At 56.7% G+C, this 11,812-nt stretch carries 10 protein-coding genes and 1 pseudogene; 10 read left to right on the top strand and 1 reads right to left on the bottom strand.

The annotated features are described in order from the left end of the window. The first annotated feature begins 9 nt into the window (after window positions 1-9). From IX761_RS27335 to IX761_RS17820, 10 genes and pseudogenes are all read left to right on the top strand, one after another. On the top strand, window positions 10-2,340 hold the full coding sequence (locus tag IX761_RS27335) for a DUF6531 domain-containing protein (protein ID WP_323744581.1): 2,331 nt from the start codon (window positions 10-12) through the stop codon (window positions 2,338-2,340). Window positions 2,341-2,365: 25 nt separating this feature from the next. Beyond that, window positions 2,366-5,128 carry an RHS repeat-associated core domain-containing protein gene (locus tag IX761_RS27330; protein ID WP_416366800.1) on the top strand — a complete coding sequence of 921 codons (2,763 nt, stop codon included), beginning with the start codon at window positions 2,366-2,368 and terminating at the stop codon, window positions 5,126-5,128. 11 nt (window positions 5,129-5,139) lie between these two features. After that, the gene (locus tag IX761_RS17850) at window positions 5,140-5,436 is read left to right on the top strand and encodes a hypothetical protein (RefSeq protein ID WP_194790890.1); all 297 of its coding nucleotides are present in this window, start codon (window positions 5,140-5,142) and stop codon (window positions 5,434-5,436) included. 321 nt (window positions 5,437-5,757) lie between these two features. Continuing rightward, window positions 5,758-6,699 (top strand): annotated as a pseudogene (locus tag IX761_RS17845) (RHS repeat-associated core domain-containing protein); the annotation flags it as partial. Window positions 6,700-6,891: 192 nt separating this feature from the next. Next, window positions 6,892-7,155 (top strand): hypothetical protein, encoded by a 264-nt coding sequence (locus IX761_RS27175; RefSeq protein ID WP_228533682.1) that lies wholly within the window; start codon window positions 6,892-6,894, stop codon window positions 7,153-7,155. Beyond that, entirely contained in the window at window positions 7,134-7,616 is a 483-nt protein-coding gene (locus IX761_RS17840) for a DUF6714 family protein (RefSeq protein ID WP_194790889.1), read from the top strand. Before IX761_RS27175 ends, IX761_RS17840 begins: the two co-directional genes overlap by 22 nt. Window positions 7,617-8,131: 515 nt before the next feature. Then, on the top strand, window positions 8,132-8,428 hold the full coding sequence (locus IX761_RS17835) for a hypothetical protein (protein ID WP_194790888.1): 297 nt from the start codon (window positions 8,132-8,134) through the stop codon (window positions 8,426-8,428). 600 nt (window positions 8,429-9,028) lie between these two features. Beyond that, entirely contained in the window at window positions 9,029-9,541 is a 513-nt protein-coding gene (locus IX761_RS17830) for a hypothetical protein (protein WP_194790887.1), read from the top strand. Window positions 9,542-9,818: 277 nt separating this feature from the next. Beyond that, window positions 9,819-10,166, top strand: coding sequence for a hypothetical protein (locus IX761_RS17825; RefSeq protein WP_194790886.1), 348 nt, complete (start codon window positions 9,819-9,821; stop codon window positions 10,164-10,166). A 58-nt stretch (window positions 10,167-10,224) separates the two neighbouring features. Beyond that, the gene (locus tag IX761_RS17820; protein WP_194790885.1) at window positions 10,225-10,725 is read left to right on the top strand and encodes a DUF6714 family protein; all 501 of its coding nucleotides are present in this window, start codon (window positions 10,225-10,227) and stop codon (window positions 10,723-10,725) included. A gap of 210 nt (window positions 10,726-10,935) precedes the next feature. On the opposite strand, the gene IX761_RS17815 is transcribed toward IX761_RS17820, so the two are convergent. Then, window positions 10,936-11,751: a carbon-nitrogen hydrolase family protein gene (locus tag IX761_RS17815; protein WP_194790884.1), complete on the bottom strand. Its 816-nt coding sequence runs from the start codon at window positions 11,749-11,751 to the stop codon at window positions 10,936-10,938. Window positions 11,752-11,812 lie beyond the last annotated feature (61 nt).

Genomic DNA, 11,812 nt, shown 5'->3' with positions numbered 1-11,812 from the left:
ACTGATGTCATGACCGCCAACACTCCTGAAAAACCACGCCCGGCCCAGGCAGCGGTCGTCCCCCTCGACCAGATCGGCATGGCCGACGTCAGCCGCGGCGCCGCCGTGTTCGACGCCTGGCTGCGCGACATCAGCGGCGGCTACGTCAACCTCGAACGGCTCAAGGACACCGCCGAGGTGCTGCCGGTCATCGGCAACATCATCGCCCTGGTGGACGCCGTGGGCGATATCGTCAACCTGGCCTCGGCCAAGGAGCCCGACCCGTGGGATTGGGTGAGCCTGGGCATCAACCTGATCGGTGTGATTCCTGCTCCACCAACCATGGCTGCTGCGCGCAAGGGGCTGCGGCCGATGCTGACCCTGGCCCGCCAGGAGGGCAAGGAGATCCTCGGCGATGCGCTGGTCGAGATCATCATCGGCCACCTCAACGCCGACCTGCTTGGTGAGCTGGACACCTTCCTGGTCGACGCCCAGGCCCAGCTCGACAGCATCCTCGCCGATGCCGCCAAGACCGGCGAGAGGCTGATCCTCAACACCGCCGACGCCATCGACGCCATCGTCCTCGGCAAGCTCGACAGCAAGGGTGACCTGGACAAGGCCACGCAGATGGCGCAGAAGGTCAGCGATACCTGGAAGTCCGACCCTGCGGTGGCCTTCGAGAACGCCTTCGGCGCGCTGAGCAACGCCTACTCGGCGATGGGCAAGGGCGCAGCCAATACGCTGCTGAGCAACGCCGTGCCCACGTCGGTGCAGAAGGACGTGCTCCAGAGCACCCAGCAGTTCCGCAAGCTCGCGCCGCAGATGAGCGGCAAGTTGATGAGCCTGGCCAGCGCGGACAACAAGGACTCGATCAAGAACCTGCTGGTGCTGCTGCATGACAGCAGTACGAAGTGGCACCATCGCAATCCCAAGGCTATGCCTACGGTGGTCAAGCAGGACAAAGTCACCGAAGCCAAGCATCAGGGGTCCCAGGGCCGTACCGAGTCGATCACCAACCAGGGTTCGGCCACCAAGGCGGCCAACGACCAGAAGAACGAGGTCTGCACCAGCACCTGCAAGCGGATCAACTTCGCCTTGGGCAGCGAGTCGCTGCACCACACCGATTTCAGCCTGCCCGGCCCGTTCCCGGTCAACTGGACGCGGACCTACAACTCGCGCCTGGACAAGCTGGACGACGGCGTTCTCGGCGCTCGCTGGATCACCGAGTTCACCACCTGTATCGACGTGGTCGACCAGGGCGTGGTGTTCCACGACATGGACGGCCGCAGCCATGAATACCCGCTGCCCAAGCAAGGTAAGCCGCACCACGATGCGGTGGAATACCTCACCCTGGTGCGTAATGGCGAACAGCAGTTGGTGGTGTTGCGCGGGCTCACGCGGCAGGAGACCTATGCTCGCCACGGTGACCGCTTCTACCTGACTCACATCAAGCTGCGCAGTGGCGCCGGCGCAATGCTGCACTACGAGCACCGTCACCACGACCGACCGGTACTGTCGGACATCAACACGTATCAGGACGACGACCCCACCAAGGTGCACCTGCAATTGGGCACCTTGCTCGATGACCACGGCCACCTCCAGGGTCTGTGGCAGGTGGTCGATGGCAAGCCGCTGCGTCAGTTGTGCGCCTATCACTACGACGACCAGGGCGACCTGATCGCGGCACAGGACGAACATGGCGCCGCCTGGCGCTATCAGTACCAGCACCACTTGGTCACCCGCTACACCGACCGCACCAATCGCGGCATCAACCTCGAGTGGGACGGCAGCGGCCCCCACGCCAAGGCCATTCACGAATGGGCCGACGACGGCAGTTTCGAGACCCGTCTGCAGTGGGACGAACGTATCCGCCTGACCTATGTCACCGATGCCCACGGCCAGGAGACTTGGCACTACTACGACGCCGAGGGTTACACCTACCGGATCAAGCACCCGGACGGCAATTCCGAATGGCTGTTCCGTGACGCGCGCAAGAACGTCATCCGCCACGTGCACCCCGACGGCAGCCAGGACCGCTACGTCTACGATGAGCGCAGCAACCGCCTCAAGCACATTCGCGCCGACCACAGCGTGGTGCACTTCGCCTACGACGACCAGGACCAACTGATCAAGATCAGCGACGCCGAGGGCGGCCTATGGCTGCGCGATTACGACGAGCGCGGCAACCTGGTCGAGACCANACGACGGCAGTTTCGAGACCCGTCTACAGTGGGACGAACGTATTCGCCTGACCTATGTCACCGATGCCCACGGCCAGGAAACCTGGCACTACTACGACGCCGAGGGTTACACCTACCGGATCAAGCACCCGGACGGCAATTCCGAATGGCTGTTCCGTGACGCGCGCAAGAACGTCATCCGCCACGTGCACCCCGACGGCAGCCAGGACCGCTACGTCTACGATGAGCGCAGCAACCGCCTCAAGCACATTCGCGCCGACCACAGCGTGGTGCACTTCGCCTACGACGACCAGGACCAACTGATCAAGATCAGCGACGCCGAGGGCGGCCTATGGCTGCGCGATTACGACGAGCGCGGCAACCTGGTCGAGACCATCGACCCGCTGGGCAACAAGACCGAGTTCGCCTACACCCCGGCCGGGCTGGTCAAGGCGATCAAGGATGCCATCGGCAACGAGAAGAAACTGGCCTATAACGAGGCCGGCCAACTGCTCGAATACACCGACTGCTCGGGCAAGACCAGCCAGTGGACCTATGACACGTCCGGCCAGCTGATCGAGTTCGCCGATGCGGCGGGCAACAAGACCGCCTACGAATACAAGGCCGGCCAACTGGCCAAGCTCACCCACCCGGACAAGACCGAAGAGCGTTTCGAGCGTGACGCTGAAGGCCATCTGCTGGCCCATGTCGATGCGCTTGATCGCTGCACCACTTGGTCCTATACCGCTGCCGGTATGCTCGCCGAACGGGTCGACGCCAACGAGCACACCCTGCGTTATCGCTGGGACAAACTCGGCCGCTTGACCGGGCTGGAGAACGAGAACGAGAGCAAGGCCAACTTCCTCTACGACCCGGTTGGTCGGCTGCTACAAGAGACCGGTTTCGATGGCCTGGTGACGCGTTACCGGTACGATCCGTACAGCGGTCGGTTAGCGAGCACTCAAGTCGGTCAGCGCCGTATCGAGCTGCGCTTCGACCGCATGGGGCGCCTGGCCGAGCGTACGGCGCGTCTGGGTGATCAGAGCCAGAGCGAAACCTTTGCCTACAATGGCAACGGTCAGTTGATCCAGGCGATCAACGCGGCCAGCAAGCTGCAATGGTTCTTTGATGAAGCGGGCAACCTGACCCGTGAGCACCAGCATTACCTGGCCACCGGCACACCGATGGTCGCGGTGTGGCAGCACGAGTACGACGCCCTTAACCAACGGGTGTCGACCATTCGCCCAGACGGCCACAAGGTCAGTTGGCTCACCTATGGCAGCGGCCACCTGCTCGGCATGACCCTCGACCAGCACGAGATGCTGGCATACGAGCGCGATGACCTGCACCGCGAGGTGGCGCGCCACCAGGGCAACAAGCTGATGCAAACCCAGGCCTGGGACCCCGCCGGACGTTTGCAAGAGCAACTGCTGGGCAGCCATGACGGCCAGTCCACTTTGCTCAAGCGACAGTACCGCTACGACGCCGCAGGGCAACTGACCAATATCCACGACAGCCGTCGTGGGCCGCTGGAGTACCAGTACGATCCAGTCGGCCTCCTGCTCAAGGCCAACAGCCGCCTCGGTGTGGAAACCTTCGCCTTCGACCCGGCCGGTAACCTGCTGGACGAGAATGCCCAGGAACTGAACCGCCCGCTGGAAGCGGATCCGCGTCGCAACAAGCTCATGGACAACCTGCTGCGCGAGTACGCCGGCACCCATTACCGCTACGACGAACGCAGCAACCTGATCCACCGTTTGCACAACGGCTCACATGCGCACTTCACTTGGGACTTGTTCGACCGGCTAACTAGCTACAACGACGACAAGCTTAAGGTCGAGTACAGCTACGATGCCTTGGGTCGGCGCTTGCACAAGCACTCTGTGGCGCACTTTTGGGATCGGCCTGAAGCTGGTACCGGTTGGAACCAGTTAGAAAGAGCCAAGCGCCAACGCGACCTGGGCTGCGGCTTCACCTTGTTCGGTTGGGATGGAGACACTCTGGCCTGGGAAAGCTCACCGCCACGGGATGAAGGCGACACCGGTCGTACTGTGCACTACCTCTACGAACCGGGCAGCTTCGTGCCTGTCGCCCAAGCCCTGCGTAAGATACCGATTCGCCTGCACAAGCAACCGGATTGGAGTCAGCGCGAGTACGATTTCGATCAGGATCCGTTATGGCATGCGGATGTAAAGCCACAGCCGTTCGACGCTATTGCCTGGTACCAGTGTGACCACCTCGGCACGCCGATGGAACTGACTGATGAGCACGGTAACATCGCCTGGGCTGGGCAGTACAAGGCGTGGGGTAACGTACGAGAGGAGCGGTCGGAATCGGCTAGGCAGCATGGCCTGAGCAACCCTATTCGCTTCCAGGGTCATTATCACGATCATGAGACGGGGCTGCACTATAACCGCTACAGATATTACGATTCCAACATTGGGCGCTTCCTCTCAAAAGACCCCATCGGAATGGTTGGCGGACTGAACCTCCACCAATACGCGCCAAACACGACCGATTGGGTGGACCCTCTGGGGTTGGCGAGACGCAAGAAATCTGATCCAGCACCAACCATCGATCACAAGGTGTGCTGCAAATGCACGGAAGGCTATGCATATCGCGTTTTGAGAGAGGATGAAGATCCAACGGCTGGTCTGGCTGCGAAAGACCCGACTGCGAACTACACAGTAGAGGGGCATGTATTGCACGCTTCAAAACCAACCGTTAAGACCCAGTACATTTCGGCATCCCGGACTTATGCACAGGCAGCAAGTAACTCAACGAAATACGGAACAGGTCGTGAGCGCATTGCGAGAATCGATTTGTCCCAAGTCAATGACTCATTAGACCTGAACAGTGAATGTAGTTCGCTGAAGGGAGCCACTGCTCGCAACCGTGCCAGGGCATCTGGTGAGCTACTGATCGTCGGTAATGTACCACCGTCCGCAATCACAATTGTTCGACCTTAGGAAATCACTAAATGAATGATCAGTTAATCGAAATATTTATCGAAAAGTGGCTGGAATTCGACCTGCAGCTGCGTGAAAAGCGTGGTTTCAACAGCGTAATGCATCAAGAATTGATGGAGCTCTTGAAGAAGATCAAGGAGCGGCTGGACAACCAGAACACCATTCCCAAGAATCTCGCTGAAATATTTTTAGACATGTGGGGTGCGATGACCAGCAGCGCCGACCTGTATGACAGCGATACACGAGACGAAATCTACCAAGCAGCCGATCATTTGACCGACTGTGCTAGGGATATCTGTATCGGGTGATTAGAGGCGAGTCTAGTGGGTCTGCTTGGCGAATATCCGTGATGGCGGGTCTCATTAGCTTTCCGCTCATCTGGGAAGCGAGCTCGCGGAACTGCGGGATAGTTTTAAGTGCGTCGTTCTGTACTGAAGTTGGCTCGGTTTAGTTCAGCAGGCAGATTGCATTCTTGAAGCCATCCGGGGCTCGCTGACCTACTGCGCCACCTTAATGGCATTGTCCAAAGCCATCTTGCTGCTGGGCATGACAAGGATGAAGTCGTTGGCGGAGTAGTTGATTAGCTTGCTCGGTATTACCCTCGACCGGCACGAAATGCTGGCTTCTGCGCTTTCGACCCGGCGGGTAACTTGCTGGATAAGAAAACCCAGGAACTAAACCGCCCGCTGGAAGCGGATCCGCGTCGCAATAAGCTCATGGACAACCTGCTGCGTGAGTACGCCGGCACCCATTACCGCTACGACGAGCGCGGCAACCTGGTGCACCGTTTGAACAACGGTTCCCACGCCCACTTCACCTGGGACCTCTTTGACCGGCTGGCGAGTTACAACGACGATAAGCTCAAGGTCGAATACAGCTACGACGCCCTCGGCCGCCGCCTGCACAAGCATTCGCTCGCCCACTACTGGGACAAGCCCGAAGCCGGCACCGGCTGGAACCAGCTGGAGCGGGCCAAGCGCCAGCGTGAACTGCACTGCGGCTTCACCCTGTATGGCTGGGACGGCGAAACCCTGGCCTGGGAAAGCTCGCCGCCGCTGGATGAGGGCGATACCGGCCGCACCGTGCACTACCTGTACGAGCCCGGCAGCTTCGTGCCTGTTGCACAGGCCGTGCACCAACGTCCGGTGCGACTGTTCAAGCAACCGGACTGGACGGGGCGCGAGTATGATTTTGACAGTGACCCGCTGTGGCATACCGAGGTCAAGCCACAGGACTTCGATGCCATTGCCTGGTACCACTGTGACCATCTGGGCACGCCACAAGAGCTCACCGATGAGCAGGGGGAGGTGGTCTGGAGTGCGCAGTACACCGCGTGGGGCAGCGTGCGCGAGGAGCGTTCCGAGCAAGCCAGGCAGCGGGGGGTGGGCAACCCGATTCGCTTCCAGGGGCAATACCAGGACCCGGAAACGGCGCTGCACTACAACCGCTATCGTTATTACGAGCCAAAGCTGGGGCGCTACCTAACTGTCGACCCTATAGGGCTTGCGGGTGGGTTGAATACTTACGATTACGCAGCGGGGAACCCCCTAACCTATGTTGATGCTCTTGGCTCGAATCCCGCTGCAGGGTGTGCGGTTGGAGCTTGGGGTGGGCCGATTGGGTGTGGTGTTGGCGCTGTTGTCGGCACTGTGGTGGCAACTGTAGCCGTGGGTGCTATTGTCAGCACTCCTGGGGATACGCCAGCTGAGCAGAAAACTTTATTTGATGATGCTGGTCGGAAGGTGAGTCCTGCTGCGATAGGGATGCCCCCTCCAGGTAATTGCTCGCACGGGGAACAGCAACAATTACAGGAAGAAGTAGCCAAGGCGTGTAAAGATGAGGTTCGAACCTGTAAAGGTGTAACAGATCCGGTATTGGCTTCTCTTTACAGAGAAAAGAATTTGCAATGTGGGCTTGCTCGAGATGCAATCAATAATCGTTGTTTCGCTGGTGGTGACTTAACACACCGGAATGAGGCTATTAATGCTTGGAAGGCCGCCGCTCGATGCGAAAAGATAATTCGTTGAGTCAAATGCAGATGGAGGTCCGTCATGAGGTGGAGCGAGCATTCAAAAGGGAATGCCCACCGGAGTCGGAGAAAATAATTGATACTGGGTACATAGAACCATTACAGGTTAGAGAGTTTTTCAGTGGTAGGCCATGGTGGGAGATTACACTGGAAGTGCTAAGATCTGAATACTCCGGTGATGCGTCAGCTTGCTTGTCATTTATGTCTGCAGAAGGGCGGAATTATTATATTCCTGCGTATTTGTTGATGGCGGTGGAAAAATATTATGAGGGGGGTGTGGTTTCTGCAGATTTTTCAGCGCGGCTCCTTATGTATGCCAGGGATGATGAGTTTTATAGGGTGAGTGAGTTGGGTGTTGAAAAGATGCATGCCGTGGCTGAAGTCCTGCGTTTTCTAGTGGATTTCTACGATGATGAAGATGCACAAGATGCCTTGGATGTTCTATGGGGTGATTTTTAATAAGCCGGGTTAAGTGTTGGGGTGAGATGCAATGCGTCAGCATTATCGCGAATTGAATCGGGCTTCATTTGTTTCGATTTGGATGGAGCCACTTTAGTCTGTGAGAGTTGGTTTGCGTATTAAATTTCATAGTGGGTCGTGCGGCATGAAAGTCATAAGTTTTGTGGTCGTGTATGAGGCTGGTCAGGTTGATGGGTGGGAGTGAGCGCTAGATAAAAATAAAAAGTAGACATACTTTTGCCACTTTAAGCTAGAGAAAATAGATTCGCCCACTTTGTCTCGAAAGTTACAGATTTGGTCGTTGCGTCCCTGTGTGCGGCAGTAACATGTCAAGCGTGCGAGGCGACCCGGCAGGCCTTCAAGACTTTCCTTTCGCAGCGTAGGGGTCTTCAGTTTCGATATCAGCCAGACATTCACGTGGTCAGAGTTTTATATCGGTGTGGGTCCGGCGTTGGCCCGGAAATCAAGACCCCTGTGGCGCCGGCTGTCGCAGTACCGCTGTTCTAGGAGAGGTTATGTGCGAGTTGCTTCAAATCATCAGGATCGCCGGCTTTGCACTCTGTGTGGTTGCGGGGCTGACTGCCGTACTTTCTGCACACACATACTGCAAAAAGAACGGGATCAACATGAATACCTTCGAGGGCATGTTCGAGATGTACCGGCGGGTTTTCAAGTTCGAGAACAAACGTCTGTCAATCCTGATGTTGTCTACCACCTATGGTGGTGCTGTGTTGATGGTGGGGGTTGCCGTCATCACATTCTGGGGGCGGGCGCAAGGGTGCGACTTGCACATCAATCGGCTAGCGCGCTGATCGGTAGAGTGCAGCACAAGAAACCATTGCCGGTAGCATCAGGGGGCGATGGCGTTAGCGCTTCTCCATACCGAGTCTGCTCAGACTTCATATGCCTAAAGCGTTACTCAATGGGACGGCTCGTTTGCACTAACAATCGGATTGGAGTGGGCGGGAATACCTAGAAGCTTCCATTGAGTTTTAGTGAATTTGTTTCGGTAGACTAATGGGTCTTTATGTGTGAGAGCTTTAGTAGGCTGGCGTATTTGATATTCTGGCTTTCGTTTTTTTGGATTGGTCTCTCAGCTTTGTATGCTAATTATTACTGCAAGAGGAACGGGATCAACATGAATACCTTTCCTGGTTTGTTTGAGTTGTATCGAAGGGTATTTCGATTCGAAAGCAAAAAGCTGTCATTTGTGATTTTGTTTGCGATTTTGGGTGGGGCCTCCATGGGGGTTGGAATGAGTTTTTTCCTAGCCTATGCCAAAACGCTTGGTTGCATCATAAATATACGAACCTGATGAGGTAATATGCGTTGGGCTCAGATTTGGGGCGCTTGGTTGAATACGAAGGTTGCGTCGGTGCTGTTCGAAATCGCCAGTATGGGAGTGTGGTGTTATGCAAGGAGAAACGATTAGCAGCCGGCTGTTCAGTATCCGAAGAGAAGTAAAGGCTGCGTTTGGTAAGGCAGAGCCGCCAGAAGCTGATCGGATTGTGAAGTCTCAGTACCCGGAACCGTTACAGATTCGCGATTACTTTGCCGGTAAGAACTGGTGGGATATTACTTTGCAAGGGCTCTTCGGTGATTATGTTGGAGACGCTTCTGCATGCCTGACCTTTATGACGCCAATCGGCGTTGAGTACTACCTTCCGGCTTACTTGTTAATGGCTGCTGAATTCTATTATGAGGGAGGGGTCGTTACGGAGGATTTTGCCTATGGATTAAAGAGGACTGTAATGAGGGAGGATCTCTATGGGATGAGTCTTTATGGGGGTGAAAAAAAGAAGGCGATAGTAGTGGTTGTGGGCTTTCTTTGGAATGAGTATGGTGATGAAGAGGCCTTGGAAGCGATGAGGGTAATAGCGTTACGCTGGGGTGAGGGTGTTGAGGTTGCTGGTGGCAAAGTTTAGTTTTTGTAGGTTGTGGCGGGAGGGGTGGATGTATTTTTACACTTTAGTAGTTGCTTAAGCGTGATCGAAGAGGCCGTGGAGTATCAAGTAATATCGGCTGAAGAGCGCACGCTGATTCGATTGGCTATCCAGCGCGGAAACTGACGGGAACTGGTCGCTTATGGACAGGCCTCGAATCACAGGACCTGATGTCTATCAGGTGAGGTGGGGGTGGCCGAAGTTAGAGTAATAATATAAAGATATCCCATCTTCTTTTGTAGGCTAAGTGGAGGCGGAAGTGAATATTTTCTTTAAGGTGATGCTGGCGTTGCCATTAGTTTTGGTGTACGTGTTTTTTATTTGGGTGGCTGTTCATGTCGGAGCGACCTCTCCTATTGAATTTATTCGCCATGCCATTCTCGTTGGTGGGCTGGCGCCGTTGTGTGCGTGGTTGGGAGTAATATTTTTTGCTGAGGATAAAGTCCTGCTCAAGGCGGTTGTGGCTGCGCTGGGCTTGACGGCTTATCACTATTATTTGTTCGCGGTTTCGGCACATTACGATGGGTTCATGTATTGGGGGGTTCAGCTTGTTGAGTTGTTGGCTTTGTTTGCGTTTGTAAGGTTTATTCGTAAAAGGTCGAATTGATTGAGGTGGCCCAATCGGTGTCGTTAAAAGAGCGTGTGGTGTGTGGGGATATAGCGCTATGCAAGAAGAAGTGATCAAGGAAAAGCAGGTTTTTATCCGAAGAGAAGTAGAGGCTGCCTTTGGTAAGGCAGAGCCGCCAGAAGCTGATCAGATTGTAAAATCTCAGTACCCGGAACCGTTGCAGATCCGTGATTATTTTGCAGGAAAGCGCTGGTGGGAGCTTAGCCTGATAGATTTTCGTGAAAATTATGTTGGGGATGAATCCGCTTGTCTCAGTTTTATGGCGCCTGCAGGCATAAAGTATTATTTGCCTGCTTATCTTTTGATGGCGACGGAGAGTTACTATGAGGGCGATATCTTGACTCAAATGTTGTCATGGAGCATGCAGGGTTATGTGAAAAATGATTCGCACTATGAGTTGAACTCCTTGAGCCTGGCACAGAAAAACGTCGTCGCTAGCGTGATGAGCTTTATCTGGGAAGCGTATGACGACGAGGATGCGGAGGCCGCGTTGGAGACCATTGCGAAATGCTGGCAGATATCTCCCAAGACAGGATGAAGGTCGAGGAGGGCTCTCTGCGCTCGATCTCCAAGGAGCGTATGAGTTACACCGGAGGGCAAGGCAACAGGTGGGTATGTGTCTTGCCATCGACAAGGTGCCTTCAGCACCCTGACCTGAGCAGTGCCATGGGCCCACGCTGCATTTTGGTATCGCCACATACCAAATCTCACAGGTGGGCCACGCCAATTGGCGGCAACGCGCCACCGATCAAGCGATGATCAACTCCCGCACCCCATTGGCATGCTCCACCCGCTCCCCCGGCAACCCCATGCGCTGATTGGCGCTGTAGTCATGGAAGGCCCGGGCCTTGTCGATCAGCGACAGGTCCAGGGTCACGCAGTGCCGCGACACGCCGCGCCCGGCTTCGAACAGCGTCCGGCCATACGGGTCCACCGCCAGGCTGGCGCCCACGAACACGCTGCCATCGGGGCTTGTACCCACACGGTTGGCGACCACGGCGAATACCTGGTTCTCCATCGCCCGGGCCATCACCGACACCCGGTGCACATGGTCCTCGGGTTCGGCCAGGCCATCGGTGATCAGCATCAGCTGGGCACCTAGCGCCTTCAGCGCGCGGGCGGTTTCGGGGAACTCGCTGTCGTAGCAGATCAGCAGGCCCAGGCGCACGCCGCGCCATTGCACGGTAGCGAAGCGGTCGCCCGGCACCACGATGCCATGCTCCGGCAGCCACAGGTGGGTCTTGCGGTAGGTGAGCAGGATGCCCTCGGGGGCGATGAACAGCGTGGTGTTGTAGAACGTGCCGCCAGCGTTCTCGTACAACCCCAACACCACCGCGATATTGCGCTGGCGCGCCGCGGCCACCACCGCCTGCACCGCGTCGCCGTCGACGGCTTCGGACAGCAGGCCAACGTCATCCTGGGTGAGGAAGCCGGTCAGGTGCGACTCGGGGAACAGCAGGATATCGGTGTCTGGCGCGCACTGGTCCAGGGCTTCGAGGATGCCGCGCAGGTTGTGGGCGGTGTCGCCGTCGCGGGTTGTCGTCTGTACCACTTCGATCTTCATGGGCAATCCGTCTCGCTGGGCCCGACCCTTCCGCGGGCTGGGTGACTTTTGCGAAGGGTGG

The organism is Pseudomonas sp. UFMG81 (genome assembly GCF_015354575.1).
GTDB lineage: Bacteria > Pseudomonadota > Gammaproteobacteria > Pseudomonadales > Pseudomonadaceae > Aquipseudomonas.
The sequence above is the reverse complement of the archived record's forward strand: the minus strand, read 5'-3'. Positions and strand labels throughout refer to the sequence as shown.

Excerpts from the sequence above, each read along its gene's own strand:
- IX761_RS17850 (WP_194790890.1), top strand. The coding sequence starts at position 5,140 with ATGAATGATCAGTTAATCGAAATATTTATCGAAAAGTGGCTGGAATTC.
- IX761_RS27175 (WP_228533682.1), top strand. The coding sequence starts at position 6,892 with ATGCCCCCTCCAGGTAATTGCTCGCACGGGGAACAGCAACAATTACAG.
- IX761_RS17840 (WP_194790889.1), top strand. The coding sequence starts at position 7,134 with ATGCGAAAAGATAATTCGTTGAGTCAAATGCAGATGGAGGTCCGTCAT.
- IX761_RS17835 (WP_194790888.1), top strand. The coding sequence starts at position 8,132 with ATGTGCGAGTTGCTTCAAATCATCAGGATCGCCGGCTTTGCACTCTGT.
- IX761_RS17830 (WP_194790887.1), top strand. The coding sequence starts at position 9,029 with ATGCAAGGAGAAACGATTAGCAGCCGGCTGTTCAGTATCCGAAGAGAA.
- IX761_RS17820 (WP_194790885.1), top strand. The coding sequence starts at position 10,225 with ATGCAAGAAGAAGTGATCAAGGAAAAGCAGGTTTTTATCCGAAGAGAA.
- IX761_RS17815 (WP_194790884.1), bottom strand. The coding sequence starts at position 11,751 with ATGAAGATCGAAGTGGTACAGACGACAACCCGCGACGGCGACACCGCC.